This is a genomic window from Streptomyces sp. NBC_01363 (assembly GCF_026340595.1).
Taxonomy (GTDB): Bacteria; Actinomycetota; Actinomycetes; order Streptomycetales; family Streptomycetaceae; genus Streptomyces.
In genome coordinates this window covers 350,074-375,311 of record NZ_JAPEPF010000002.1, presented here as the reverse complement: position 1 = coordinate 375,311, position 25,238 = coordinate 350,074, and the positions used below count along the sequence as shown (strand labels likewise).

29 protein-coding genes, 5 tRNA genes and 1 pseudogene are annotated in these 25,238 nt (G+C 69.4%); 9 read left to right on the top strand and 26 right to left on the bottom strand.

Features of this window, described 5'->3' with window-relative positions:
- Nucleotides 1–159: 159 nt before the first annotated feature.
- From OG611_RS29820 to OG611_RS29805, 4 genes are all read right to left on the bottom strand, one after another.
- Nucleotides 160–1,230: a cell division initiation protein gene (locus OG611_RS29820; RefSeq protein ID WP_266427151.1), complete on the bottom strand. Its 1,071-nt coding sequence runs from the start codon at nt 1,228–1,230 to the stop codon at nt 160–162.
- A 98-nt stretch (nt 1,231–1,328) separates the two neighbouring features.
- Nucleotides 1,329–1,808: a pantetheine-phosphate adenylyltransferase gene (gene coaD / locus OG611_RS29815; protein WP_266431310.1), complete on the bottom strand. Its 480-nt coding sequence runs from the start codon at nt 1,806–1,808 to the stop codon at nt 1,329–1,331.
- A gap of 26 nt (nt 1,809–1,834) precedes the next feature.
- The gene (rsmD, locus tag OG611_RS29810) at nt 1,835–2,419 is read right to left on the bottom strand and encodes a 16S rRNA (guanine(966)-N(2))-methyltransferase RsmD (RefSeq protein WP_266427148.1); all 585 of its coding nucleotides are present in this window, start codon (nt 2,417–2,419) and stop codon (nt 1,835–1,837) included.
- 116 nt (nt 2,420–2,535) lie between these two features.
- Nucleotides 2,536–5,763, bottom strand: coding sequence for a helicase-related protein (locus OG611_RS29805; protein WP_266427145.1), 3,228 nt, complete (start codon nt 5,761–5,763; stop codon nt 2,536–2,538).
- Nucleotides 5,764–5,784: 21 nt separating this feature from the next.
- Between OG611_RS29805 and OG611_RS29800 the strand changes: the two genes are divergently transcribed.
- The gene (locus tag OG611_RS29800) at nt 5,785–6,093 is read left to right on the top strand and encodes a hypothetical protein (RefSeq protein WP_266427142.1); all 309 of its coding nucleotides are present in this window, start codon (nt 5,785–5,787) and stop codon (nt 6,091–6,093) included.
- Here OG611_RS29800 and OG611_RS29795 read toward each other — a convergent pair.
- Nucleotides 6,077–7,696 (bottom strand): DAK2 domain-containing protein, encoded by a 1,620-nt coding sequence (locus OG611_RS29795; RefSeq protein ID WP_266427139.1) that lies wholly within the window; start codon nt 7,694–7,696, stop codon nt 6,077–6,079. The two genes, OG611_RS29800 and OG611_RS29795, sit on opposite strands and share 17 nt — an antisense overlap.
- 261 nt (nt 7,697–7,957) lie before the next feature.
- Between OG611_RS29795 and rpmB the strand changes: the two genes are divergently transcribed.
- Nucleotides 7,958–8,143 carry a 50S ribosomal protein L28 gene (gene rpmB / locus OG611_RS29790; protein WP_030928661.1) on the top strand — a complete coding sequence of 62 codons (186 nt, stop codon included), beginning with the start codon at nt 7,958–7,960 and terminating at the stop codon, nt 8,141–8,143.
- Between the two features lie 86 nt (nt 8,144–8,229).
- Here rpmB and thiD read toward each other — a convergent pair whose 3' ends face one another.
- Entirely contained in the window at nt 8,230–9,036 is an 807-nt protein-coding gene (gene thiD, locus OG611_RS29785) for a bifunctional hydroxymethylpyrimidine kinase/phosphomethylpyrimidine kinase (protein WP_266427133.1), read from the bottom strand.
- Between the two features lie 10 nt (nt 9,037–9,046).
- Nucleotides 9,047–10,018, bottom strand: coding sequence for a thiamine-phosphate kinase (locus OG611_RS29780; RefSeq protein WP_266427130.1), 972 nt, complete (start codon nt 10,016–10,018; stop codon nt 9,047–9,049).
- 324 nt (nt 10,019–10,342) lie between these two features.
- Here OG611_RS29780 and OG611_RS29775 point away from each other — a divergent pair, with 324 nt between their 5' ends.
- Both OG611_RS29775 and OG611_RS29770 read left to right on the top strand, forming a co-directional pair.
- Nucleotides 10,343–10,576, top strand: a complete 234-nt coding sequence (locus tag OG611_RS29775; protein WP_072487263.1) for an Lrp/AsnC family transcriptional regulator — start codon at nt 10,343–10,345, stop codon at nt 10,574–10,576.
- A 50-nt stretch (nt 10,577–10,626) separates the two neighbouring features.
- Entirely contained in the window at nt 10,627–11,079 is a 453-nt protein-coding gene (locus OG611_RS29770; protein WP_266431308.1) for a DUF3515 domain-containing protein, read from the top strand.
- A gap of 49 nt (nt 11,080–11,128) precedes the next feature.
- Here the strand turns inward: OG611_RS29770 and OG611_RS29765 are convergent, their stop codons facing one another.
- The 3 genes from OG611_RS29765 to OG611_RS29755 all read right to left on the bottom strand — a co-directional run bounded on the left by OG611_RS29765 (nt 11,129) and on the right by OG611_RS29755 (nt 14,148).
- Nucleotides 11,129–12,286 carry a D-alanine--D-alanine ligase family protein gene (locus tag OG611_RS29765; RefSeq protein WP_266427126.1) on the bottom strand — a complete coding sequence of 386 codons (1,158 nt, stop codon included), beginning with the start codon at nt 12,284–12,286 and terminating at the stop codon, nt 11,129–11,131.
- Nucleotides 12,287–12,388: 102 nt separating this feature from the next.
- A complete protein-coding gene (locus tag OG611_RS29760; RefSeq protein WP_266427123.1) occupies nt 12,389–13,399 on the bottom strand; it encodes an NAD(P)H-dependent glycerol-3-phosphate dehydrogenase in 1,011 nt (336 codons plus the stop codon).
- The gene (locus OG611_RS29755; protein WP_266427120.1) at nt 13,396–14,148 is read right to left on the bottom strand and encodes a 1-acyl-sn-glycerol-3-phosphate acyltransferase; all 753 of its coding nucleotides are present in this window, start codon (nt 14,146–14,148) and stop codon (nt 13,396–13,398) included. Before OG611_RS29755 ends, OG611_RS29760 begins: the two co-directional genes overlap by 4 nt.
- A 155-nt stretch (nt 14,149–14,303) precedes the next feature.
- Between OG611_RS29755 and cofC the strand changes: the two genes are divergently transcribed.
- Both cofC and OG611_RS29745 read left to right on the top strand, forming a co-directional pair.
- Entirely contained in the window at nt 14,304–15,035 is a 732-nt protein-coding gene (gene cofC / locus OG611_RS29750) for a 2-phospho-L-lactate guanylyltransferase (RefSeq protein ID WP_266431306.1), read from the top strand.
- A gap of 10 nt (nt 15,036–15,045) precedes the next feature.
- Nucleotides 15,046–15,249, top strand: coding sequence for a hypothetical protein (locus OG611_RS29745; protein WP_266427117.1), 204 nt, complete (start codon nt 15,046–15,048; stop codon nt 15,247–15,249).
- A 119-nt stretch (nt 15,250–15,368) separates the two neighbouring features.
- Here OG611_RS29745 and OG611_RS29740 read toward each other — a convergent pair whose 3' ends face one another.
- The 4 genes from OG611_RS29740 to leuC all read right to left on the bottom strand — a co-directional run bounded on the left by OG611_RS29740 (nt 15,369) and on the right by leuC (nt 18,557).
- Nucleotides 15,369–16,043, bottom strand: a complete 675-nt coding sequence (locus tag OG611_RS29740; protein ID WP_266427114.1) for an HU family DNA-binding protein — start codon at nt 16,041–16,043, stop codon at nt 15,369–15,371.
- A gap of 143 nt (nt 16,044–16,186) precedes the next feature.
- Entirely contained in the window at nt 16,187–16,414 is a 228-nt protein-coding gene (locus tag OG611_RS29735; protein ID WP_266427111.1) for a hypothetical protein, read from the bottom strand.
- Between the two features lie 104 nt (nt 16,415–16,518).
- A complete protein-coding gene (gene leuD / locus OG611_RS29730) occupies nt 16,519–17,127 on the bottom strand; it encodes a 3-isopropylmalate dehydratase small subunit (protein ID WP_266427108.1) in 609 nt (202 codons plus the stop codon).
- Nucleotides 17,128–17,132: 5 nt separating this feature from the next.
- Nucleotides 17,133–18,557: a 3-isopropylmalate dehydratase large subunit gene (gene leuC / locus OG611_RS29725; RefSeq protein ID WP_266427105.1), complete on the bottom strand. Its 1,425-nt coding sequence runs from the start codon at nt 18,555–18,557 to the stop codon at nt 17,133–17,135.
- 174 nt (nt 18,558–18,731) lie between these two features.
- Here leuC and ndgR point away from each other — a divergent pair, with 174 nt between their 5' ends.
- Nucleotides 18,732–19,448 (top strand): IclR family transcriptional regulator NdgR, encoded by a 717-nt coding sequence (gene ndgR, locus OG611_RS29720; protein ID WP_003966003.1) that lies wholly within the window; start codon nt 18,732–18,734, stop codon nt 19,446–19,448.
- A 55-nt stretch (nt 19,449–19,503) separates the two neighbouring features.
- Here the strand turns inward: ndgR and OG611_RS29715 are convergent, their stop codons facing one another.
- Nucleotides 19,504–20,001: a DUF4188 domain-containing protein gene (locus OG611_RS29715; protein ID WP_266427102.1), complete on the bottom strand. Its 498-nt coding sequence runs from the start codon at nt 19,999–20,001 to the stop codon at nt 19,504–19,506.
- 89 nt (nt 20,002–20,090) lie between these two features.
- On the opposite strand from OG611_RS29715, the gene OG611_RS29710 reads away from it, so the two are divergent.
- Nucleotides 20,091–20,732, top strand: a complete 642-nt coding sequence (locus OG611_RS29710) for a MerR family transcriptional regulator (RefSeq protein ID WP_266427101.1) — start codon at nt 20,091–20,093, stop codon at nt 20,730–20,732.
- 103 nt (nt 20,733–20,835) lie between these two features.
- Here the strand turns inward: OG611_RS29710 and OG611_RS29705 are convergent.
- From OG611_RS29705 to OG611_RS29655, 11 genes and pseudogenes are all read right to left on the bottom strand, one after another.
- Nucleotides 20,836–20,908, bottom strand: a tRNA-Glu gene (locus OG611_RS29705).
- Between the two features lie 23 nt (nt 20,909–20,931).
- Nucleotides 20,932–21,003 (bottom strand) — tRNA-Gln (locus tag OG611_RS29700).
- A 12-nt stretch (nt 21,004–21,015) separates the two neighbouring features.
- Nucleotides 21,016–21,088 (bottom strand) — tRNA-Glu (locus OG611_RS29695).
- 60 nt (nt 21,089–21,148) lie between these two features.
- A tRNA-Glu gene (locus OG611_RS29690) sits at nt 21,149–21,221 on the bottom strand.
- Between the two features lie 23 nt (nt 21,222–21,244).
- Nucleotides 21,245–21,316: transfer RNA gene (locus OG611_RS29685), tRNA-Gln, on the bottom strand.
- 146 nt (nt 21,317–21,462) lie between these two features.
- Entirely contained in the window at nt 21,463–22,158 is a 696-nt protein-coding gene (locus tag OG611_RS29680) for an HAD family hydrolase (RefSeq protein ID WP_266427098.1), read from the bottom strand.
- Between the two features lie 18 nt (nt 22,159–22,176).
- A complete protein-coding gene (locus OG611_RS29675) occupies nt 22,177–22,809 on the bottom strand; it encodes a type I restriction-modification enzyme R subunit C-terminal domain-containing protein (RefSeq protein WP_266427095.1) in 633 nt (210 codons plus the stop codon).
- 28 nt (nt 22,810–22,837) lie between these two features.
- The gene (locus OG611_RS29670) at nt 22,838–23,179 is read right to left on the bottom strand and encodes a hypothetical protein (RefSeq protein WP_266427092.1); all 342 of its coding nucleotides are present in this window, start codon (nt 23,177–23,179) and stop codon (nt 22,838–22,840) included.
- Between the two features lie 238 nt (nt 23,180–23,417).
- Nucleotides 23,418–23,570, bottom strand: a pseudogene (locus OG611_RS29665) (hypothetical protein); the annotation flags it as partial.
- Nucleotides 23,571–23,647: 77 nt separating this feature from the next.
- A complete protein-coding gene (locus tag OG611_RS29660; RefSeq protein WP_266427091.1) occupies nt 23,648–23,839 on the bottom strand; it encodes a DUF397 domain-containing protein in 192 nt (63 codons plus the stop codon).
- An 11-nt stretch (nt 23,840–23,850) separates the two neighbouring features.
- Entirely contained in the window at nt 23,851–24,690 is an 840-nt protein-coding gene (locus tag OG611_RS29655) for a helix-turn-helix transcriptional regulator (protein WP_266431304.1), read from the bottom strand.
- A 161-nt stretch (nt 24,691–24,851) separates the two neighbouring features.
- On the opposite strand from OG611_RS29655, the gene OG611_RS29650 reads away from it, so the two are divergent.
- On the top strand, nt 24,852–25,181 hold the full coding sequence (locus OG611_RS29650) for a hypothetical protein (RefSeq protein WP_266427088.1): 330 nt from the start codon (nt 24,852–24,854) through the stop codon (nt 25,179–25,181).
- Nucleotides 25,182–25,238 lie beyond the last annotated feature (57 nt).

Here is a 25,238-nt window from a genome sequence, read left to right as displayed (position 1 = left end):
CATCGTGGGGAGGGCCGACCTGATTCGGAGTCGAAACGGGCAGCCGGGATCGCGGACATACGCGCGACCGAAGAGCCAGGATACTGGACGCGCCGCCCAGCTCCCAATCCGGGCCGTCGGGCCCGTCCGGACCCGCTCCCCGGCCCCGCTTCCGTCCGGTCAGCGCTCCTGCTCGTACCGGCGGAGCTGGTCCAGGTCGATCATGCTGGTGTCGAACAGACTGGTCTCGTCGAGGGCGCTCTCGCCCTGCTGCTGGAGCGCCTGCTGGGGCTGCACGGGCTGCTGCTGCCAGCCGTCGTACCCCTGGACCGGCACCTGGGCCTGGTCGTAGCCCTGCTGCTGATAGGCCGCGGCGTACGGGTCCGGCTGCTGCTGGTACCCGTACATGTCCTGCTGCGGCTGGTCCTGGTAGGCGTAGGTCTCCGCGTAGCCGGGCTGCGTCTGGGCGGGGAAGTGCGGCTGGGCCTGCTGGTGCGCCGGCTGCGGCTCCGGGGTGGCGAGCCCGGCGAGGCCGGCCCAGTGGTCCTCGTCGCTCATGTGCGCCTGGTTGCCCGCCGCGTCCTGGGCGGCCACGTGCGCGCCGAGCTCGTCGGTGGCGACCCGGCCGTGCAGCTTCTGCCGGCCGCGGCCGACCGCCTCCAGGGTCTTGGCGAGCACGGCTTCGAAGGCGCCCAGCTTGGTGTCGACGTACTCGTCCGCCCGGCGCTGGAGCGTGGCCGGGTCGGTGCTGCGCTCGGGGGCCTCGGCGAAGTCCGGGTCCTCGTAGCCCTGCTCGTCGAAGGCCTGGCCGCGACCGAGGAGCTTCTCGCGGCCCCGGTCGACGGAGCCGATCGTCTTGGTGAGGACGACCTCGAAGTTGGCGAGCTTGCTGTCGACGTACTCGTCGGCTTCGCCGCGCACCTCGGCGGCCTCCCGGCGGGCCTCGTCGAGGATCCGGTCGGCCTCGCTGCGGGACTGCCTGGCGACCTCGGTGTCGGAGATCAGCGAGGTGCGTTCGGCGCGGGCGGCCCCGATGATCCGCTCGGCCTCCTGGCGGGCCTGCTCGGCCAGCTGTTCCTGGCCGCCGATGAGCTCCTGGGCATGGGCGAGCGAGCCGGGCAGGGCCTCGCGCACCTCTTCGAGCATCGCGAGCAGCTCGGCGCGGTTGACCACGCACGAAGCCGACATGGGCATCGACCGGGCGTTCCCGACCGCTTCGACGATCTCGTCGAGCTTCTTCTGCACGTCCACCGTGTGCTCGCCACTCTCTACAGCCGATTGGAGACGGACGGGACGACTGTAAGGCCAGTCGGCGCCCGTCCGACACCTGGTGACGAGCCGTCAGCTCCTCAGCCCCGGGCGAGCCGCTCGGTGAGGGCCTGGTGGACCAGCGGCGGGAGCAGGTGGGAGACGTCGCCGCCCCAGGTGGCGACCTCTTTGACCAGGGAGGACGACAGGAAGCTGTAGGTGGGATTGGTCGGCACGAAGAGCGTCTCGACGCCGGAGAGGCCGTTGTTCATCTGGGCCATCTGGAGCTCGTAGTCGAAGTCGCTGACGGCCCGCAGGCCCTTCACGATCGCCGGGATGTCGCGCTGCTTGCAGAAGTCGACCAGGAGGCCGTGGAAGGACTCGACCTGGACGTTGCCGAAGTCCGCGGTGACCTGGCGGATCAGGTCGATCCGCTCGTCGACCGTGAACAGGCCCTTCTTGGACTGATTGATCATCACCGCGACATGTACGACGTCGTACAGCTTCGAGGCACGGCCAATGATGTCGAGGTGTCCATTGGTGATGGGGTCGAATGACCCCGGACAGACGGCGCGGCGCAACTTGGTTCCCTCGCTCTCCGGTCCGGTCATCGTGCGACTTCGCACGTAGAGGCGGCGCGACCGTACCAAAGCGTTCCTTCGCCGTAACGGCGGGCCCGCAATGGTTCGAATCCCTCGGGCCAGCCGAATTCTCCGCCTCTGGTGCTGCGTTCCACGGTGACGAGAGCATCGACCGTGAGCCACCCCTGGGCACGGAGTGTGAGCAGTATCTCGCCAAGATCGTCGTTGGTGACGGCGTACGGCGGGTCCAGGAACACCACGTCGTAGGGCTCCGCCGGTGCCGGTCCCGTCACGATCTGTTCGGCTTTGCCGGTACGGACCTCGGCACCGGGCAGGCCGAGCGTGCGGACGTTGTCCCGGACGATACGGACGGCCTTGGGGTCGGCCTCGACGAGCAGGGCGTGCACCGCGCCCCGGGAGAGCGCCTCCAGGCCGACGGCCCCGGAGCCCGCGTACAGATCGGCGATACGGGTGCCCTCCAGACTGCCGAGGAGGGCTTCCCAGGTGGAGAAGAGGCCCTCGCGCGCACGGTCGGAGGTGGGGCGGGTGCCGGTGCCGGGCGGGACGGCCAGGCGGCGTCCGCCGGCCGAGCCGGCGATCACGCGGGTCATGGGTGTCTGATCCTCGGTTCGTGGGCGGCCCGCGGGATGCCGCGACGCCGTGCCACCCACGATATGGCGTGGTGGCGGATCGGGCCCGCGCACCCGGTGTATCGCGGCGTCCCCCGTCAGCCCTTGTCGAGGTACTGCTCACGCTCCTTGTCGAGCAGCGCGTCCAGCGCGATCCGCAGCTCCGGCAGGTGTTCGAGCTCCGGGTCGGCGGCGACGATCGCGACGGCCTCCTCCCGTGCGGCGGCGATGACCTCCTCGTCGTCGATGACGGTGAGCATCCGCAGCGAGGAGCGGACCCCGGACTGGGCCTGGCCGAGGACATCGCCCTCACGGCGCTGTTCGAGGTCGATCCGGGAGAGCTCGAAGCCGTCGAGGGTGGCGGCGACGGCGGACAGCCGGGCGCGGGCGGGACCGGCCTCGTGGGCCTCGCTGACCAGCAGGCAGAGTCCGGGGGCGGAGCCCCGGCCGACCCGGCCGCGCAGCTGGTGCAGCTGGGAGACCCCGAAGCGGTCGGCGTCCATGATCACCATGGCGGTGGCGTTGGGGACGTTGACACCGACCTCGATGACGGTGGTGGCGACCAGGACGTCGACCTCGCCCGCGCCGAAGCGGCGCATCACGTCGTCCTTGTCGTCCGGATTCATCCTGCCGTGCAGCACCTCGACGCGCAGACCGGCCAGGGGGCCCTTGGCGAGCTGTTCGGCGATCTCCAGCACGGCGAGCGGCGGGCGCTTCTCGCCGTCGTCCTCGGGCGCCTTCTTCTTCGCCTTCTTCCCCGCCGCCTCGTCGTCGGCGTCGTCGCCGATGCGGGGGCAGACCACGTACGCCTGGTGTCCGTTCTCCACTTCTTCCCGCACCCGTTCCCAGGCGCGGCTGAGAAAGTGCGGCTTGTCCTTCGCGGGGACGACATGGCTGGCGATCGGCGAGCGGCCGGCCGGGAGCTGGTCCAGGACGGAGGTCTCCAGGTCACCGAAGACGGTCATCGCGACCGTACGGGGAATGGGGGTGGCCGTCATGACCAGCAGATGCGGCGGCTGCTTCCCCTTGGAGCGCAGGGCGTCGCGCTGTTCCACGCCGAAGCGGTGCTGTTCGTCGACGACGACCAGCCCCAGGTCGTGGAACTGCACCTTGTCCTCGATCAGGGCATGGGTGCCGATCACGATCCCGGCCTCGCCGGTGACGAGGTCGAGGAGCGCCTGGCGGCGGGCCGCGACGCCCATCGAGCCGGTGAGCAGCACCACCTTCGTCCCCTGCTCGGAGCCGCCCAGCATTCCGCCCTCGGCCAGATCGCCCATCATCTCGGTGATGGAGCGGTGGTGCTGCTGGGCGAGCACCTCGGTGGGCGCGAGCATGGCGGCCTGCCCGCCCGCGTCGACGACCCCGAGCATGGCCCGCAGCGCGACCATGGTGTTGTGCGTGACCGTGAAGTGATCCGTGATGTACGCGTGGCTCGGGTGGGCGACACTGATGCACTGGACCGGTTTGCGACCGACGTACTCGACCGCACGGATCCCGCGCCGGAACGTGTTGTATTTCGGCCTGGGTTGGATCCGAGCAACCTTGCGAGTGAGCTGAAATGGCAGGTAATCGGCAGGCAGCGAAATCGACACATTGAAGGCCGCCTTCTTGGGCAGCACCCTGGCGCGCCCGCCGAGGGAGCGAACAAGCCACGCCACGTCCTCGGCCAATCTGCGGGATGCAGAGCAGAACGAAATGCTCATCCCTTGAGCATCCAAAGTCCCGTCCGTGTCCATGAGCCCCTGCAACACAGCGAGCCGGTTCTTCATCGACGTGTTCTTGAACACGGGTGGGATGAACTTGTCGTGCGACGTGGCCCCCCACAGCCCCAGCGCACGCAGTGCACTGATCACTGGGTTCCTTTGTGATCCGGACTTCGGCCTCGTCATCCGGATTGTGTAGTCGCAGCGGGACCCTGGCACGGGCACGAGTTCACAGTCGGGCGCCACTGCGGTTCGGACGGCAGCCAGGATCTCGTCGTCGACCGTGGACAGAAGAAGGTTGTGCCGGAACGAGCCATCTCCCAGCAACAGTCCGAAAACGTAAGGATCGAGGGGTGGTTCGGAACCGCAACTGAGATCCACTGGTGTGACCGATGGCACATACCATTTCGACGAACCGTTGGCCTTGAACGTGTCCATCCTGATCTCGCGGGTTGTCATCACCTTGGGTGCTTGCTCCCGGTCCCAGGCGCAGCTGGTCCCGACGATCCACAGATGCTCGTCATCGCATTCGACAGCCGTGTCGTCGGACAGAACAAGTCTCCATACATCTCGCACTCCCTGAGGGAAGACCCCGTCCACTACGGCGACTTCCCCCTCGGGAACCACTACCTCGTCGCCTTGCCGGATGTCGCCCATGGGCTTGTAGCCCTGAGGGGTCAGGACCAACGAATCGAGTGGCTGCGCCTTCCCCGATCCGACTTCGCCCTGTAGCAGCCGGTGCATCGGGTGTTCGGTCGCGAGGTCGTCGAAGATCTCCTTGGAGACCTTCTGCTGCCCGTCGGTGAGGGTGAAGGGCAGCCTGGCGTCGAAGGCGTCGAGCAGTCCGCCGGGCACGGGTCTGCGGGCGACGGACGGGAGCTGGGTGTCGGCGTATCTGCGGCGGGCCAGCGCGACCTGGAGGACGAAGGCCTCGTCCCACTTCAGCCGGTCCCTGGCCTGGGCAATGTCCGCCTTGGTCTGCGGGCGGTGGACCTTCAGCAGCGCTTCGGGGAGCGCGGTGAACCCGCGCCCCTCGCGCAGGCTCGGCGGCAGCGGGTCGACCGCCTCCTGGGCGCTGGGCAGCACCACGTCGACGGCCTTGGCGATCCGCCACGAGTCCAGCTGCTTGCAGGCCGGGTAGATCGGCAGCAGCCGCCCGGCGAAGGCGTCCACCGCCTCGGTGGCCTCGTCGGTGTCTTTGGTGTCCAGCAGCTGGTACGTCGGGTGGGCGAGCTGCATCTTCCGGTTGAAGACGGAGACCTTGCCCGCGAACATCGCCCGCCGGCCGGGCAGCAACTCCTTGTGCGGCTTGTGGACGCCGTGGCCGAAGAAGACCAGCTGAAGGCGGCCACTGCCGTCGGTGAGGGTCACTTCCAGGCGCTTGCCTCGGCCGTTGTTGAACATCAGGACGCGGGCGTCGGCGACCTGGGCGACCACCGTCACGTGCTCGTCCAGCGGGAGGTCCGTCAGCGCCGTGAGCCGGCCGCGCTCCTCGTAGCGTCGCGGGTAGTGATGGAGCAGATCACCGACCGTGTGCAGGTCGAGGTGTTCGGCCATCACCTTCGCGGTGGCTCCGCCGAGCAGCTTCTTGAGGGGTTCGTCGAACGCAGACACGCGATCCATTGCACACCACACCACTGACAGATGTCGGCGGGCACCACCCGGACCGTTGGAATCCCCTGGTCAGAATCGTCGCCGCACCCCACCGGCGAGCTGCTGATCGCCCACGTCTGCCCGGGTGAGCCGGACGAGGCGCCGGAGTACGAGGAGGCGCTCGGGTACGTGGACCGGGCGGTCGCGGGCTTCGCGGAGGCCGGCGCCGGTTTCGTCGGCCTGCGCACGACCGCCGAGCTGATGGCAGCCTGGCTGGAGGCCGACCTGGGCCGCCCGTCCGGCGCCCGGGGCCCGTCCGGCGCCCGGGGCCCGGCGAGCGGCGCTACTCCACCCCGATGAGCAGCGGAGCGCGCTGGTGACCGCCCCGGTACACCACCGTGTCCACCGCCAGATAGCCCTCGCGCACGTGCTCCTCCAGCGCGTCCGCGAGGCTGTCGGGGACGTCCTCGCCCAGGACCAGGGTGACCAGTTCGCCGCCCGCCGCCAGCATCCGGTCCAGCACGTCGCGGGCCGTCCGCGACACGTCCTCGCCGATGACCGCGACATCGCCGTCGATCAGACCCAGGATGTCGCCGGCCTGGCAGATGCCCGCCATGGTCCAGGACTGCCGTTCGGCGACGGCGAGTTCCGCGTAGCGGGTCGCGCCGGCGGCGGCGGTCATCGCCACCACGTCCTCGTCGAAGCTGCGGTCGGGTTCGTGGACGGCGAGGGCGGCGATGCCCTGGACGGCGGCCCTGGTCGGGATCAGGGCGACCCGGACGCCCTCCGCGCGGGCCTGTTCGGCGGCAGCGGCGGCGGTGTGGCGCAGCGACGCGTCGTTGGGCAGCAGGACCACCTCGCGGGCGTGCGCCCGGCGGATCGCGTCGACCAGTTCCCCGCTGGCGGGCGGCTCCCCGGGGCGGGCCAGGACCGTCGTGGCCCCGGCCTCCTTGCACAGGCCGCGGAGCCCGTCGCCGGGGACCACCACGACGACCGCGCGCTGCACGGGCTCGGTGTGGGGGTGCACCCGGTCCGCGCCGAAGTGGGTGATCCGGATCCGGTACGGCCGCCCCGCCTCGACCCCGGCCTCCACGGCGGCGCCCGCGTCGTCGACGTGCACATGGACGTTCCACAGCCCGTCGCCGCCCACCACCACGAGCGAGTCGCCGAGCCGGTCGAGCCGGGTCCGCAGCCGGTACACCGCGTCGTCCGTGGCCTCCAGCAGGTAGATGACCTCGAAGGCCGGTCCGCCTTCCGTCTCGGCCGCCGCGCAGTCGTCCGGTACGGGAAGGGCGGGCACGGCCACGTGGGTGCGCTCGGGCGCCCGCCCGCAGACCGCTTCGACGAGCGCCCCGAGCACCGTCACCAGACCGCGTCCGCCGGCGTCCACGACGCCCGCCCGGCCGAGGACGGCGAGCTGTCCGGGGGTGGCTTCCAGGGCCGTCCGCGCTCCTTCGTACGCCGCCCGTACGACCTCCGCGGTTCCGGCGTCGTCCTCGGTGCGTGCGGCGGCCTCGGCGGCCGCGGTGGCCACCGTCAGCACGGTGCCCTCGACGGGGTGGGCGACGGCCTGCCGGGCCGCTGCGGCGGCGACGGCGAGCGCCCGGCGCAGATGGTCCGCGTCATGGCCGACGGCCAGCACTCCGGCCATCCCGCGCAGCAGCTGGGCCAGAATCGTGCCGGAGTTCCCCCGGGCACCGATCAGGGCGCCGTGCGCCATGGCCCGTACCGCGTCGGCCGCGACGGGTGCGGTCGCACCGGTCTCGTGGGCGGCGAAGACCGCTTCGACGGCCTGGGTCGCCGATTCCACGGTCAGATAGAGGTTCGTACCGGTGTCCCCGTCGGCGACCGGGTACACGTTGATCGCGTCGATCGCCTCGCGCTCCCGGCCCAGCGCCTCCAGGGCCAGTGAGCACCAGGTACGCACCGCGACGGCGTCCATGTCGTCGGCGGTCTGCGGCACCTGTCGGTCCTCCTCGGATTCGGCCGTGGGCGGCCGGCTGCATCGCAGAGTAGTCCCCGCGCACCGGGTCCGGCGGGGACAGGGGCGGCGGGACAAGGTCGGTGAAACCCATGGTAGTTTCGTTCTACCGACGCAGCCGTTGTATGCTGCTTCGGTTGCCCGATGAGAGTCGGGCCATCCCTCCGGCACCGCCACTTCAGTCAAATGATTCCGGCGCGCCGGATTTCACTGTAAGTGCATCTGAAGTCTTTGGAGTGACCCGTGGCTGCCAACTGCGACGTCTGCGGCAAGGGGCCGGGCTTCGGCAACAACATTTCGCACTCGCACCGCCGTACGTCCCGTCGCTGGAATCCCAACATCCAGCGCGTGCGTGCCGTGGTCGGTCGGACGCCGAAGCGGCTCAACGTCTGCACCTCGTGCATCAAGGCCGGCAAGGTCGCGCGCTGACGTTCCCGTCGTAGCGCAGCCTTCCGGTTGCCCAAAAAGCCGGTCCACCTCGGTGGACCGGCTTTTTGCTGTACGCCGGGGCGCCCTCACCCGGTGCGCGTCCGCCAGCCGTGGTCGACCGGGCCGATCCCGGCGCCCAGCGGGAAGCCCGCCGCGATCGCTCCGGTGACGTACGCCTTCGCGTCCCGTACCGCCGTGGGTACGTCCTGTCCCAGGGCCAGTCGGCAGGCAATGGCCGAGGCAAGTGTGCAGCCGGTGCCGTGGGTATGGCGGTTGTCGTGCCGGGGGGCGCGCAGCCAGTGCTCCTCGGTGCCGTCCGTCAGCAGGTCGACGGGGGCGCCCGGCAGGTGACCGCCCTTGACGACGACCCAGCGCGGCCCGAAGTCCAGTACCGCGGCGGCGGCCCGCCGCATCCCCGGCTCGTCCTCGACGTGGATGCCGGTGAGCTGCGCCACCTCGTCCAGGTTCGGGGTGACGACCGTGGCGGCCGGCAGCAGTTTCGTCCGTACGGAATCGAGCGCCTCGGCGGCGAGCAGCGGGTCGCCGTGCTTGGAGACGCCGACCGGGTCGACGACGGACGGGGCGTCGGTGCCGACGAGGAGCTCGGCCACGGCCTCCACCAGGACGGCCGACGACAGCATTCCGGTCTTGACCGCCTGCACCCCGATGTCGTCCACCACACTGCGGTACTGGGCGCGCACGGCCTCGACGGACAGTTCCCAGGCGCCCTGCACCCCCAGCGAGTTCTGCGCGGTGACGGCGGTCAGCACGCTCATCCCGTGCACGCCGTGCGCCAGCATCGTCTTCAGATCGGCCTGGATGCCCGCACCGCCGCCGGAGTCGGATCCGGCGACGGTGAGCACACGGGCGGGTACAGCAGCAGATATGGGCATACGCCGAAATCTACTGGGCGTCCTCGATGTCCCCGAAGTGGTCCCAGCCGCCCTTGCTGGTCCACGGCGCCCCGTCGACCGTCACCTGCGGCAGCGCGGAGGGGTTGAGGACCTCGCCGATCACCTTCCAGCGGGCGGGCAGCTTCACGTCCGGCGGGAAGGTGGCGACGATCGCGTGGTCCTCGCCCCCGGTCAGCACCCACTGGAGCGGGTCGACGCCGACGGCCTGCCCGATGTCGGACATCTGCGAGGGGATGTCGATGAGTCCGGCGCGCAGATCGATCCGGACCTTGCTCGCCTCGGCGATGTGCCCGAGGTCGGCGACGAGCCCGTCGCTCACGTCCGTCATCGCGGTGGCGCCGAGCCCGGCGGCCGCGGGGCCCGCGTGGTACGGCGGTTCGGGGCGCCGGTGGGCCTCGACGAAGGCGCGAGGCGAACGGAAGCCGCGGGAGAGCACCGCGTACCCGGCGGCGGACCAGCCGAGCCAGCCGGTGACGGCGACGACGTCGCCGGGCTGGGCGCCGGAGCGGGTGACCGGCTCGTGGTTGCGCAGATCGCCCAGCGCGGTGATCGAGACGGTGATCGTCTCGCCGCGCACCACGTCCCCGCCGACCACGGCCGCGCCCGCGACCTGGCACTCGTCACGGATGCCGTCCATCAGCTCACCGGCCCAGGTGACCGGGAGTTCGCCGGGGACGACCAGGCCGAGCAGCAGCGCGGTGGGCACCGCGCCCATGGCGGCGATGTCGGCGAGGTTCTGGGCGGCGGCCTTGCGGCCGACGTCGTACGCCGTCGACCAGTCGCGGCGGAAGTGCCGTCCCTCCAACAGGATGTCCGTACTGGCCACGACCCTGCGGTCGGGAGCGGTCACGACCGCGGCGTCGTCGCCGGGGCCGAGCCGTACCGCCGGAGTGGTGGTGAGCCGGGAAGTGAGCTCCCTGATGAGCCCGAACTCCCCCAACTCGCCCACGGTTCCCTTCACCGAGTCTCACCTCTCATCTGTCGCGCCGGACGGTCGTCCGGGCTGCTTCGGCGGCCGGGGGTCCGGACCCTGGACCGGCCGCCGCCGCAGGGAGCAGTCTGCACCGCTCGTCACCGCCATGCCCGTCCCCCTTCCGGACCGCTGCGCTTGCGGTCGCGGGCCGTCACTGCTGTCGGTACTGTCAAGAGATATGTCAACTTGCGTCTTGCGTACGCCACGCTGTGGGCGTCAACGGCCCACAGGTCTCCCCGCGGCACGCGGCAACGCGATACCGTGGCGTCTCTTTCTCCCCCACATGATCCTCGTGGCCGCCCTGGAGGTTCCGTGGTACAGGCGTACATCCTTATTCAGACCGAGGTGGGCAAGGCGTCGACCGTCGCCGAGACCATCGCCAGAGTTCCGGGAGTGATCCAGGCAGAGGACGTCACCGGCCCCTACGACGTGATCGTGCGCGCGCAGGCCGACACGGTCGATGAACTCGGCCGCATGGTGGTCGCCAAGGTCCAGCAAGTGGAAGGCATCACCCGAACCCTGACCTGCCCGGTCGTTCATCTGTAGTCCCCGTCTACGCTGGGCCGGTGACATCATCGCGCCGGCTCCGCCACCCCATGTTCCTCGGCCCGTCCGTCGCCGCGCTGCTGCTGGCCGCGGCGGGCTGTTCCTCAACGGACACCGCGGTGTCGATCACGGTTCCCACACCGTCCCCGGAAGCCGCGGCCTACTGCCGCGCGCTGCACGAGGAGCTGCCGAGGACCGTTGCCGGTCTCGACCGCGGCGACGCCCGGCCGAAGTCCGAACTGACCGCCGAGTGGGGGGACGGAGAGATCGTACTGCGCTGCGGTGTCCCCCGGCCCGCGAAGATGGACGACCCCATGGCGAAGGGGACCGAGGCGAACGGCGTCAACTGGCTGCTGGAACAGCCCGATGACGCCGGTCCGCGTTTCACGACGACCTACCGCAAGGCATACGTCGAGGTGACCCTCTCGACGGCGTACGCCCATGACGCGACCCCCTTGGCCGCGTTCGGCCCGCCCGTCCGGAAGACGGTGCCCGGCCTGTAGGGCGTGCGCCCCCGATCGGGAGCGCACGCCGTGCGGCGCGGGGCCCGGCTCAGCGCAGGCCGGTCGGGCGGCTCAACGCGGCCTGGATCAGCCGGTCCACCAGCTCCTGGTAGCTCACACCGCTCTCCTGCCACATCCGCGGGTACATGGAGATCGGGGTGAAGCCCGGCAGCGTGTTGATCTCGTTGATCACGAAGGTGCCGTCCTCGGTGAGGAAGAAGTCGGCACGGACCAGCCCCTCGCAGGACGTGGCCTCGAAGGCCTCGACCGCGAGCCGCTGGACCTCGGCCGTCTGCTCCTCGGTGAGCGGGGCGGGCAGGATCCCGGCGGCCGAGTCGATGTACTTGGCCTCGAAGTCGTAGAAGTCGTGCGAGGTCACCGGCGGGATCTCGGCGGGCACGCTGGCACGCGGCCCGTCCTCGAACTCCAGCACCCCGCACTCGATCTCGCGGCCCCGCAGCAGCGCCTCGACCAGGAACTTGGGGTCGTGGCGGCGGGCCTCCTCGATCGCCTCGTCGAGCCCGGACAGGTCGTCGACCTTGGTGATGCCGAAGGACGAGCCGGCGCGGGCGGGCTTGATGAAGAGCGGCCAGCCGTGCTCACCGGCGAAGTCCACGATGCGCCTGCGGGCGCCGGAGGGGTCCTTGTCCCATTCGCGGGGACGCACCACGAGGTACGGGCCGACCGGCAGCCCGAAGGAGATGAAGACCCGCTTCATGTACTCCTTGTCCTGGCCGACCGCCGAGGCGAGCACCCCGGCGCCGACGTAGGGCACACCGGAGAGCTCCAGGAACCCCTGGAGGGTGCCGTCCTCGCCGTACGGGCCGTGCAGCACGGGGAAGACGACGTCGACCTCGCCGAGCGCCTTGGGGACCGAGCCGGGCTCGCTGTACACCACTTCGCGGCTGCCGGGGTCGACGGAGAGCACCACGGCGCCCTCGGTGGACTCGGCCAGCTGGGCCACTTCCGGCATCTTCCGGTCCGTGATGGCCATGCGTTCGGGTTCGTCGGCGGTGAGCGCCCAGCGGCCGTCCGTCGTGATGCCGATCGGCAGGACGTCGTACTTCGTCCGGTCGATGGCGTTCAGGACGGCGCCGGCCGTGACGACCGAGATGCCGTGTTCGGAGCTGCGGCCGCCGAACACGACGGCCACGCGCGGCTTGCGGAGCTGCTGCTCCGGGCTCTGGGGGAGGTTCTCGCTGCTCATATCGCGTTGAGCGTACCTGCTGGTACCACTCGCGTCAGCGCGGCCGGGGCCGCCGGAGCGGTGACCGGGAACGTTCACCGGTCCGGCCGCCCCCGGCCGCCGTCAGCGCCGCTCGGGCTTCGCGCTGCGCGACATCAGCTCGCCCAGCGCGACCATCGGCGGCTTGCCCTCGTGGACGATGCCGACGACCGTCTCGGTGATGGGCATGTCGACGCCGTGCCTGCGTGCCAGATCGAGCACCGACTCACAGGACTTGACGCCTTCGGCGGTCTGCTTGGTGACGGCGATGGTCTCCTGGAGCGTCATGCCGCGGCCGAGGTTGGTGCCGAAGGTGTGGTTGCGGGAGAGCGGCGAGGAGCAGGTCGCCACCAGATCGCCCAGGCCCGCGAGTCCGGAGAAGGTGAGCGGGTCGGCGCCCATGGCCAGGCCGAGGCGGGTCGTCTCGGCGAGGCCCCGGGTGATGAGCGAACCCTTGGCGTTGTCGCCGAGGCCCATGCCGTCGGCGATGCCGACCGCCAGACCGATGACGTTCTTGACCGCGCCACCGAGCTCGCAGCCGACCACGTCGGTGTTGGTGTACGGGCGGAAGTACGAGGTGTGGCAGGCGGCCTGGAGGCGCTGGGCCACGGACTCGTCCTGGCAGGCGACGACGGCCGCCGCGGGGCGGCGTTCGGCGATCTCCTTGGCCAGGTTGGGTCCGGTGATGACGGCGATGCGGTCCGCGGAGACCTTGGTGACGTCTTCGATGACCTCGCTCATCCGCTTCGCGGTGCCGAGTTCGACGCCCTTCATCATCGAGACGAGAACGGTGTCGGAACCGAGGTGCGGGGCCCACTCGGCGAGATTGGCGCGCAGCGTCTGCGAAGGCACCACGAGTACGGCGAAGTCGGCGCCGCGCAGCGCCTCGGCGGCGTCGGTGGTGGCCCGGACCGATGCGGGGAGCTCAATTCCCGGCAGGTAGTACGGGTTGGTACGGGTCGTATTGACGGCCTCGGCGACCTCGGCGCGACGGCCCCAGAGGGTGACCTCGCAGCCGGCGTCGGCGAGGACCACGCCGAAGGCCGTACCCCATGAGCCGGTTCCGAAGACGGCCGCCTTTGCGGGGTGCGTCACTTGGGTCCCTTTCCTTCGGCCTTGCGTCGCTGTTCCGCACGGGCCTTGCGGTGGTCGTAGGGCTGTGCGGGGGCCTGTTCGCCCCGCACGATCTCCAGCTGCGCGGTCACCGCGGCCATGATGGCCTCGGTCGCCTCGCGCAGGACGTCGGGCGTCGGGTCCTTGTCGTAGAACCTGGTGAGGTCCACGGGCGGTCCGGCCTGTACCTGAAGGGTCTTGCGGGGGAACAGCCGGAGCTTGTTCTCCTTGGCGTACGGCGGCATCACGAGGTTGGCGCCCCACTGGGCGACGGGGATGACCGGGGCCTTCGTCATCAACGCCACACGGGCGGCACCGGTCTTGCCGGCCATCGGCCACATGTCGGGGTCACGGGTGAGCGTGCCCTCCGGGTAGAAGGCCACGCATTCGCCGCGCTCGATGGCGTCGACGGCCGCCCTGAAGGCGTCCAGCGCATTGGTCGTCTCGCGGTACACCGGGATCTGTCCGGTGCCGCGCAGCATCATTCCGACAAAGGGGGTCTTGAACAGGCCCGCCTTGGCGAGAAGCCGCGGCACCCGTCCGGTGTTGTACTGGAAGTGACCGTAGGAAAGCGGGTCCAGATAGGAGTTGTGATTGACCGCGGTGATAAATCCACCGTCGGCCGGAATGTGTTCCATCCCCCGCCAGTCACGCTTGAACAGAACCACCAACGGCGGTTTTGCGATGACCGCCGCCAGGCGGTACCAGAAGCCGATTCTGCGGCGGGACACTCGGACACCTTCCTCTAAGGACCTGAACTCTGCCTGGCTACCGACGGTCAAGTCTCGCCCCAGGCCCCTGCTCTGTCGAGAACACCGTACGCCCCGCTTTCGGGACCGACCCTCCGGGTTCTCGCACCGGCAGGCGAGAATAGGCGGCGACGCGCATCGAGGGGGAGATCGCCACGAACACCGACCCGACCGGTCCTTGGTCCCTGGTCGTCCCGTTGAAGCCTCTGGCGCGGGCCAAGAGCAGGCTGACGCCCACGACGGGTGCCGAGCTGCGCCCCCGGCTCGCTCTCGCCTTCGCCCGGGACACCGTGGCCGCCGCCCTGTCCTGCCCCTCGGTGCTGGATGTGGTGGTAGTCACGGACGACCCGGAGGCCGGGGCGGCCCTCACGGCCATCGGGGCCCGCGTCGTCCCCGACGAGCCCGACCGCGGACTCAACGCCGCGCTGGCACATGGCGAGCGGGCCGTACGGGCCGGGCGGCCCCGGGCCGCGGTCGCCGCCCTCAACGCGGATCTGCCCGCACTGCGCCCCGGAGAATTGGCCCGGGTGCTCGGTTATTCCGCCGAATTCCCTCGCGCATTTGTGACCGATGCGACAGGAATCGGGACAACATTTCTGTCGGCTGCACCGGGAGTGGAATTGCGTCCGGCTTTCGGCGGCCCTTCCCGGGCCCGGCATCTGGACTCCGGAGCGGTGGAAATCGACCTGACAGGCATCGATTCGGTCCGCCAGGACGTGGACACCGGCGACGATCTGCGGGCGGCGCTGACGCTGGGGGTCGGCGTACACACCGCGGGACACTGGCCCGCGGGAGCGCCCCGGGCCGCCGAAGCTCCCGGCCGGGCCCGCGGCGACGAGCCCTCAACGGCCCCGGCACCGGACCGATAGGCTGCTGTCCATGCAGGCGACCTCGTACACCTACGACCCCGAGACGCGTACCGGCAGCGTGCTGCTCGACGACGGCACCCCGGTGGATTTCGACGCGCGGGCCTTCGACGCGGGCGGTCTGCGGCTGCTGCGTCCGGGGCAGCGGGTGCGGATCGAGGGCAGCGGCGAGGGTGCGGAGCTGCGGATCTCCCTGGTGACCCTGCAGACGTTCTGAACGGGCGCGGCAGACGTTTCCGGACGGCCGCGCGCAGAGCGCCCCACAACAGCCCGCGGGCCGGGCTCCCCGAGGGGAGCCCGGCCCGGCGCGTGTGAGTAGCCCTGCGCGGCTCGGTCTCACTTCTTCCGTGCAGTGGCCTTCTTCGCCGTGGTCTTGCGCGCCGTGGTCTTCTTCGCGGGCGCCTTCTTCGCCGTGGCCTTCTTGGCGGGCGCGGTCTTGCTGGCGGCGGCCTTCTTGGTGGCCGTCGTCTTCTTCGCCGCCGCCGTGGTCTTCTTCGCCGCCGCCGTGGTCTTCTTCGCCGCCGCCGTGGTCTTCTTGGCCGCCGCGGTGGTCTTCTTGGCCGCCGTGGTCTTCGCCGCGGTCGCGGTCTTCTTGGCGGTGGCCTTCTTCGCCGTGGCCTTCTTGGCGGTGGCCTTCTTGGCCGCGGCCTTGGTCGTCGTACGGGTGGAAGGACCGCCCGACAGGCTGCCCTTGGGCGCCTTCTTCACGGCCACTTCGCCACCCTTGGGGAGCTTCTTCGAGCCGCTCACCAGGTCCTTGAAGCCCTGTCCCGCACGGAAACGGGGCACCGAGGTCTTCTTGACCCGCACGCGCTCACCCGTCTGCGGGTTGCGGGCGTAACGGGCGGGGCGGTCGACCTTCTCGAACGAGCCGAAGCCGGTGACCGAGACACGGTCCCCCGCGACAACCGCACGGACGATCGCGTCGAGTACCGCGTCGACGGCCTCGGCGGCCTGCTGGCGGCCTCCGACCTTGTCGGCAATCGCTTCTACGAGCTGCGCCTTGTTCACGTCTTCCCCTTCGGAGACATTGCCAGAACGAAAGTGTTCAAGCGTTTTCGCACGTTAGGCAGATATATACCGCAAATCAAACACGAAACGGGCTAATCACCCTAGTGCCGCAACGAAGTCGACCGCTGCACAGTTCCGCAGAGTCAGTCACCTTCGGGGAATCGGCCCTCATCGAGGTCCTTCATCAACCGGTCCAGACGCCTTGCCGCATCCGGGAGATCGTGCTTAGCCGCGGCCGTGATGACCAACAGCTTCCGGGACAGCGCCACCCTTACGCCCTCCGGGACTTGCAGTGTGCGCACTCTTGTGTGCGCTTCCTTCAATCGGTCGGCGACTTGGCCGTAAAGCTTGAGTTGGCTGTCGCGTTCCATGCACCGATTGTGCCATCTGGGGCGAGTTGTCGCCCGACGGGGTCTCAACAAGCGACTGCGCCCCCTACCAGATGGCAGGGGGCGCAGTCCTGGAAACGCGCTGCTCAGGCGTTAATTGTACGCGGCTTGAAGGTCGGCCTTGCCACCTCATAAGTCGCGATGTCCGCTTCGTTCTGAAGGGTGAGGCTGATGTCGTCCAGCCCGTTGAGCAGTCGCCAACGGGCGTTCTCGTCGAGCTCGAAGTCAGCGGTCAGCTTCGATCCGTCGGGGGCCTCGGCGCGGACCTGGCGCGCCTCCAGGTCGACGGTGATCTCGACTGTGGGGTCGGCCTCGGTCAGCTCCCAGATCGCGTCGACGACCTTCTGGTCGAGCACGACGGTCAGCAGACCGTTCTTCAGCGAGTTGCCGCGGAAGATGTCGGCGAACCGGGAGGAGACGACGGCCTTGAAGCCGTAGTTCTGCAGCGCCCACACGGCGTGTTCGCGGGAGGATCCGGTACCGAAGTCGGGACCGGCCACCAGGACCGTGGCGCCCTTGCGCTCGGGGCGGTTGAGGACGAAGTTCTCGTCCTTGCGCCAGGCCTCGAAGAGTCCGTCCTCGAAGCCGTCCCGGGTGACCTTCTTCAGCCAGTGGGCGGGGATGATCTGGTCGGTGTCGACGTTGCTGCGGCGCAGCGGGACGGCCCGGCCGGTGTGTGTGGTGAAAGCTTCCATGATTCTCAGACTCCGGCGGGCGTACGGGCGTCGGACAGGTCGGCGGGCGAGGCCAGGTGGCCCAGCACGGCGGTGGCGGCGGCGACCTGCGGGGAGACCAGGTGCGTACGGCCACCCTTGCCCTGCCGGCCCTCGAAGTTGCGGTTCGAGGTGGAGGCGGAGCGCTCGCCGGGGGCCAGCTGGTCCGGGTTCATGCCGAGGCACATCGAGCAGCCGGCGTGCCGCCACTCGGCTCCCGCGGCGGTGAAGACCTTGTCCAGGCCCTCCTCGACGGCCTGGAGGGCGACCCGGACGGAGCCCGGGACGACCAGCATCCGTACCCCGTCGGCGACTTTGCGGCCGTCCAGGATCGCGGCCGCGTTCCGCAGGTCCTCGATCCGGCCGTTGGTGCAGGAGCCTACGAAGACGGTGTCCACGTCGATCTCGCGCAGCGGCTGGCCGACGGTCAACCCCATGTACTCCAGGGCCTTTTCGGCGGCGTTGCGCTCCGAGGCGTCCTCGTACGAAGCAGGGTCGGGGACGTTGGCCGACAGGGGCGCGCCCTGGCCGGGGTTGGTGCCCCAGGTGACGAACGGGGCCAGTTCGGCCGCGTCGATGACGACCTCGGCGTCGAAGACCGCGTCGTCGTCGCTGCGCAGCGTCTTCCAGTACGCGACGGCGGCGTCCCAGTCCTCGCCCTGCGGGGCGTGGTCGCGGCCCTTCAGGTAGTCGAAGGTGGTCTCGTCCGGGGCGATCATGCCTGCCCGCGCGCCGGCCTCGATCGACATGTTGCAGATGGTCATCCGGGCTTCCATCGAGAGCTTCTCGATGGCCGGGCCGCGGTATTCCAGGATGTAGCCCTGACCGCCGCCGGTGCCGATCCGGGCGATGATCGCGAGGATCAGGTCCTTGGCCGTGACACCGTCGGGCAGTTCGCCGTCGATGGTGATCGCCATGGTCTTCGGGCGGGCCAGCGGCAGCGTCTGGGTGGCCAGCACGTGCTCGACCTGGCTGGTGCCGATGCCGAACGCCAGCGCGCCGAACGCGCCGTGCGTGGACGTGTGGGAGTCGCCGCAGACCACGGTGGTGCCGGGCTGGGTCAGGCCCAGCTGCGGGCCGACCACGTGCACGACGCCCTGCTCGACGTCGCCCAGGGGGTGCAGCCGTACACCGAACTCCGCGCAGTTCTTGCGCAGGGTCTCCAACTGGGCGCGGGAGACCGGGTCGGCGATCGGCTTGTCGATGTCGAGGGTCGGGGTGTTGTGATCCTCGGTGGCGATGGTGAGATCGAGGCGCCGCACCTGGCGTCCGGCCTGCCGGAGGCCGTCGAAGGCCTGGGGGCTGGTCACCTCGTGCAGCAGGTGCAGATCGATGAAGAGGAGGTCGGGCTCACCTTCGGCGCGCCGGACGACATGGTCGTCCCAGACCTTCTCCGCGAGTGTCCTACCCATCGCTTTCCCTCCGGCCGGCGTCTTCGCCGGCCCAACTAGAGATTCGGTGCGCCGCCGTCCGGACCCCCGTGCGGGGCGGTGGCTGCGGGCCGTTGTGTGGCCGCCCGTACAGGTTCGCAACTTCCGCCGAATATTGAACTTGCGTTTCACAGAGTGAGACGGGAGTATCGTCGTATGGACAACTCTAGCGGCGTCGGCGTACTCGACAAGGCAGCTCTGGTATTGAGCGCCCTGGAGTCCGGTCCGGCCACCCTCGCCGGGCTGGTCGCGGCGACCGGGCTCGCACGACCCACGGCCCATCGACTGGCCGTGGCACTGGAACACCACCGCATGGTGGCGAGGGACATGCAGGGCCGTTTCATTCTCGGCCCCCGGCTGTCGGAACTCGCGGCGGCGGCGGGCGAGGACCGCCTGCTGGCCACGGCGGGCCCGGTGCTCACCCACCTCCGCGACATCACCGGCGAGAGCGCGCAGCTCTATCGCCGGCAGGGGGACATGCGGATCTGCGTGGCGGCGGCGGAGCGGCTGTCCGGTCTGCGGGACACCGTGCCGGTCGGTTCCACGCTCACCATGAAGGCCGGCTCGTCGGCCCAGATCCTGATGGCCTGGGAGGAGCCGGAGCGCCTGCACCGCGGTCTCCAGGGCGCCCGCTTCACGGCGACGGCGCTCTCGGGCGTACGACGCAGGGGCTGGGCCCAGTCGATCGGCGAACGCGAGCCGGGTGTGGCCTCGGTCTCGGCGCCGGTGCGCGGCCCCTCGAACCGGGTGGTCGCCGCCGTCTCGGTCTCCGGACCGATCGAGCGGCTGACCAGGCACCCGGGCCGGATGCACGCCCAGGCGGTCATCGACTCGGCGGCAAGGCTCAGCGAGGCCCTGCGCCGCACCGGCTGACGTACCCGGCATGCCCCCGGCCGCCCCAGAGTCGTGGCGGCCCCCTCTCAGAACCTCACTTCGCGGACGAGCGGTGCGCGAGACGGTCCGCCGCCCGACGGCCCCGCCCTTCGATCGGCAGTACGCCGGTCGCCGCGGCCAGTCCGTGGACCGGCATATCGGCGTAGATCGATTCGTAACCGCCCTCGGGCACTATGTACGTCTCGTGCCACAGCCCCACGTGCCGCCGGGACTTCTTCTCCTTGCGGTTCATGATCGCCCAGGCCTCGCGGTGGAACATGTCGGGAGCGCTCGCGTACGCGTACAGTTTCTCCCTCGACTCCCAGTACTGGACGACGTAGTACGTCCGCGGCGAGCCGGACAACAGCGTGTAGCCCAGCAGGCCGCGCCCCTTGTCCTTGCCCAACTCCCGCAGCATGCGCAGCATCGCGGTCAGGACCGGCAGCCAGTGGTGCACGCCCCGGAAGTGGTTGATGCGCATCCCGATGAGCAGGACGACCACCTCCCCCTCGGCCGCGGCGGTGGTCCGTCCCGGAATCAGCTTCGCGAACATGCCTGCCCCTTCCCCGGTTGGAGAGTGTCGCTATCCAATGATTGGATAGTGGCACTGCCCAAGAGGTGGCGCAAGGGAAGGCACGGAACATGCGACTCTCGGAACTGAGCGAGTCGAGCGGGGTCAAGACCGCGACGATCAAGTACTACCTGCGCGAGGGGCTGCTGCACCCCGGCCGGCGGATCACCGCGACACAGGCCGAGTACGACGAGAGCCATGTACGCCGGCTCCGCCTGGTACGGGCCCTGATCCAGGTGGGCCGCCTCCCCGTGGCCACGGCGCGCGAGGTCCTCTCCCACATCGACGACGAATCCCTGGGCCGGACGATCCGGCTCGGCGCGGCACTGTGGTCGCTCCCGCACGGCCCGGAGCCGGACGAGGAGGCTCCGGAGACCGCGACCGCCCGCGAGGCCGTCGAGCGGCTCCTGGACCGGATCGGCTGGGCGACGTCGCAGGAGATCGGCTCCCTCTCCCCCGCGCATCGCTCGCTGGTGTCGTCGGTGGCCACCCTGATCCGTCTCGGCTACCCCTGTGACGCCGACTACCTGGCCGAGCAGGCCCACCTGATGCATCAAGTCGCCGTCCAGGACCTGGACATGATGGAGACGTACCCCACGGAGTCGGAGCAGGTGGAGATGGCGGTCGCGTCGGCGGTGCTCTACGAGCCGTTGCTGATGGCCCTGCGCCGGATGGCCCAGGAGGAGGAGTCGGCCCGGCGCTACGGTCTCTGAACGAGCCCGCGGGCCGAACGGCCTGGCGGGCCAACGGCAAAGGCCCTTCACCTCGGTGAAGGGCCTTTGCCTCGGTGAAGGGCCTTTGCCTGTCCTGCTGTTGTACCCCCGACCGGATTCGAACCGGCGCTACTGCCGTGAGAGGGCAGCGTGCTAGGCCGCTACACAACGGGGGCTTGTTACTACTTGCATTTCTGCGCTGGGCTACCAGGACTCGAACCTAGAATGACGGTACCAGAAACCGTAGTGTTGCCAATTACACCATAGCCCATGGTGTTACAAGTACCCCCGACCGGATTCGAACCGGCGCTACTGCCGTGAGAGGGCAGCGTGCTAGGCCGCTACACAACGGGGGCCCTAGCGATCCTGCATCGAGAGCGTGGGTGCGACCCAGATGATCTCGCGGGAAGGATCTGTACCCCCGACCGGATTCGAACCGGCGCTACTGCCGTGAGAGGGCAGCGTGCTAGGCCGCTACACAACGGGGGCTTGTTACTACTTGCATTTCTGCGCTGGGCTACCAGGACTCGAACCTAGAATGACGGTACCAGAAACCGTAGTGTTGCCAATTACACCATAGCCCACCAAAACTCAACCCCCTTGAGGGGTTTTGTTTGGTTTGCGCTTCCCGTTCGGATCTTTCGTTCCGCTCGGGCGGCGCAGGAAGAACATTACCCGAAGGTGTCCGGCGCTCCAAAACGGGTATTGCCCGCCGGGCCTGTCCGGCGGATCAGGTCCGAGCGGTCCCCAGCAGTCCGGGCAGCTGATCGAGCCCGCCGATACGGACGAGTTCGGGCCGTCCAGCGCGCCCGCCCCGGTCCAGCCAGATCCCCATCAGCCCGGCGGCGACCGCCCCACCGGCGTCGATGTCCGGCTCGTCCCCCACGTACGCGACCTCCCGCGGCTCCAGCGCCAGTGCGTCGCAGGCGGCGTGGAAGGCGCCGGCCTCGGGCTTGGAGACGCCCAGCTCCACGGCGCACACCACGGCCTCGAAACGGTCCCGCACACCGAGCGTGCGCAGCTTGCGGTCCTGGTTGTGGATGCTGGAGTTCGACAGCACCGCGTGCCGGAACCCGTCCGCCAGCAGATCCAGCACGGGCAGCACATCCGGGAAGAGCGCCCAGGCGGCCTCGTAGTGCGCCGCGTGCCGAGCAAACCAGAGGTCGGCCTCCTCGTCCTCCAGCGCCCGCGAGACGAACTCCCTGACCCGGTCCCGGCGCTGCCCCAGGAAATCTGTCTCCCCGGCGGCGAACCGAGCCCAGTGCGCGTCGGTGATCGCCCGCCATGCGGCGAGGGCCTGCTCGACGGAGTCGTATCCGTCGGGCAGGCCCTCCTGTTCGAGATGCTTGCGCATGCCGACGCGGTCGGCGCCGGTGTAGTCGAAGATCGTGTCGTCGATGTCCCAGAGGACCGCGCGGATCGTCATACGGCCCAGCGTATGCGTCTACGCGGCGAGCATGGTGGGCTTCGCAGTGGTCAGCAGGCCGATGAACACGATCTTCAGGCCGTCGATCTCCTCCGGGGAGAACAGGTCGTCCGGACCGCCGGGCGCGCGGTCATGGAACGGACTGCCGACTTCGTACAGGTCTCCGACGTCGAGCACACCGCGCTTGGCGACCACGTCGATGATCAGCGTGATGAAGTCCAACTGTGCGGCACTCAGCTGTTTTCCCACGATGAAGCCCTCGAAGGCCTGCTGAGCCGCCTGCCGGTCCAGTCCGCACAGGGCACGGACGAACAGACCCAGACCACCCATGGCCCGCACCTCGTCCAGATCCTCGGGCGAGGCCACCGCTTCGGCGAGGAAGATCTCTTCCAGGCCGGCCAGGTCGTCTTCGGTGATCTGCTCGTTGTGACGCAGCTTGTGCACGGTCGGCTGGTCTTCGTGACGCAGCAGGTACGCGCGGGCCTTCTGGCGGAACCTGTGCTCGTCCGTGCCCGTCGGCATGTCCTTGATTTCCGCCTCGGAGATCTCCCCGAACTCGTCCTCGAAGTCGGTGTAGACGATCTTCCGCTTGGCCTTGGCATCCACCAGTTTGGCCAGCCCTCGCAGCCTTCTGCGCAAGTCTTCCAGCATCGGAAGAGTGGCGTCCTGCCACCACTCTTCACCCGCTGCCGCTTCCAGCAGCTCCAGCTGTTCGGCGACGGCCGGGATATTGGTCTTGCTCGAGCAGATCCTCCGCGATGTCGCGGACCTTCTGGCGCAGCTTGGCGTATTCCTTGCCGCCCTCCAGCGCCGCGAGCTGGAGCCGGAAGGCGATGAGGTCGAAGCGCTTGGCCTCCTCGCGGGTCTCGTCGGGGTCCGGTTCGTGGTCGCTGGGCAGGCGGAGCAGCTTCTCGCGAACCGCGTGTTCGGCGTCTTCGTCGATGCGGTGCCAGGTGCGGAAGTCGGCGAACGTCTCGATCTCGCGGCGGTGCGGCCGGACGAGGAAGTTGTCCAGGCTCATCCCGGCAACGGTGGAGTGCAGGCGGTGGGCCAGGGCCCACCGGACCGACGGCTCGGGCGGTCTTCTCGTTCACCGGGGTCGTTATCAGGGAGAGACGGCTCGCGCGCTGCCGCACATGCCAGTGGAGCTGGTCGTGGGTGAGGAAACCCTGGACCTGGCGGGGCGGGTAGCCCAGGCCGTCGTCCCAGAGGTAGGTCTCGTAGCCGTTGGTGTGGAAGATCACCGGGCGGCGGTTGAACTCGGCTGCGAGCGCGTCCGCGTACAGCTTGGCCTGCTGCTGGCCGTCGCGCGGGTCGCGGCGAGTGCGCTTGGCCTCGACGACGGCGAGGGGCTTGCCGTCCTCGCCCCACAGGACGTAGTCGACGTAGCCGTTGCCGGAAGCGGTCTGCATGCCCGTCACCGGACGTTCGACGGTGAGCTTGCCCGCCGGGTCGGTCCCGGTGGCCGCCAGGAGCCACTTCGCTCGAGCTACGCCCCCGTACTGCCACCCGCCTTGATCGACTCGAGCAGAGCGGACAGTCCGGACCGGGTGGCCGCGAGTATCACATCCGGATCGTCGCTCTCACGCAGCCGGAGCGTGCCGTCGGGCGCGGCGGCGATGTTGACGCAGTTCGCACCCTCGGTGCTGTACGAGGACTTCTGCCAGTTGTACGCAGACATGGAATGACCCCTCACAGGTTCTTGGCGATCTTGTTGATGAACTCCCGGCTCTTCGCAGGGCTGAGCGCACAGCTCTCCATCCGGTCCAGGACGGATCGGTAGCGTGCGAGCTGCGCCTCGGCGTCGAGGAAATCACAGCCGTGATCGGAATCCAGCACGACGGTGTCCAGTTGCGGCACCCGCCCGGCGACGTAAGTGATCGGCTGCCCAGCCGCAGGGAAGTCCTCACGATCGAAGGGAATCACCTGGATCGTGATGTTGTCCTGCTCCATCATCTCGGCCATGTAGTGCAGCTGCGCGCGCGTGACCTCGGAACCCCCGAATCGCATGCGCAGCGCCGCCTCATGAACGATGGCGGTGTAGGGAAGCGCGACCTCCCGGAAGAGCACCGCCTGACGCTTGACTCGGAACGAAGCGCGATGCTCGATTTCATGCGGTCTCAACTGCGGGACGCTCTGCTTGAACACAGCTCGGGCATGCTCCAGCGTCTGCACCAGACCTGGCACGGACACCACTACCCCTACGCGCACGGAGGTTGCCCACTGCTCGCACTCCGCAACCTCGATCAGTCCCGCAGGCAGCGACTCGCGATACTCGTCCCACCAGCCACGCTCTCGACCGCCTGTCATCTCCGCCATGGCGTCCACGAGAGCTGCGTCGTCGCAGGAATAGCTGTTCGCCATTGCACGCACACGGTCGGCGCTCACCGCGTAGCGCCCGGCTTCGATCATGCTCATCCTGGCCTGCTGAACACCAATACTTGCCGCAGCAGCCGTCGACGTAAGTCCGGCCCGCTCCCGCAGCTTGCGCAGCTCGGCCGCCAGACGCCGCTGCCGCAGCGTCGGTGGCATTGCTCGCGCCACTCGACCCCACCTCCATTCGCACGGGCGCTCCATACGCCACGCACACGGATGAATAACCTAGAAATCACCCCAGGAAAAGGATACATCTATCCCTCGCTGAGCTAGGTTGCCAATGCAGCTCAACTCCTCTCACCGACAGGAGACTTCGCATGGCCACCGTATCCCTGCGCCCCTCCCTCCCCGCCCCTCCCGACGGCTTCGCCGACGAGATCCGCGCCCTCGTGGAAGCCACCGCGCCCCGCCTCTTCGCCGTGGTCGAGCGGTTCCGTACCTCCGACGGCGACTACGACGCCCGAGTCGCCGCGTGGGGACTCGCGCACGAGGACGGGAGCGCGCAGGTTACCGCCGTGGACGGCGGGTTCCGGATGTCGCTGCGCACTCCTGACCGTGCTGCCCACATGATCTCCATGCGCCCCGGAAGCGTCGGCTGCCTCGTATGGCCCGGCTCGGCGACTGGCCCTCTCACTCCAGAGGGTTGAACCCGGTCAACTCAGAGCGACGTCGCGCTTGACCCTGGGCTCCGGCGCCTGGCAGCA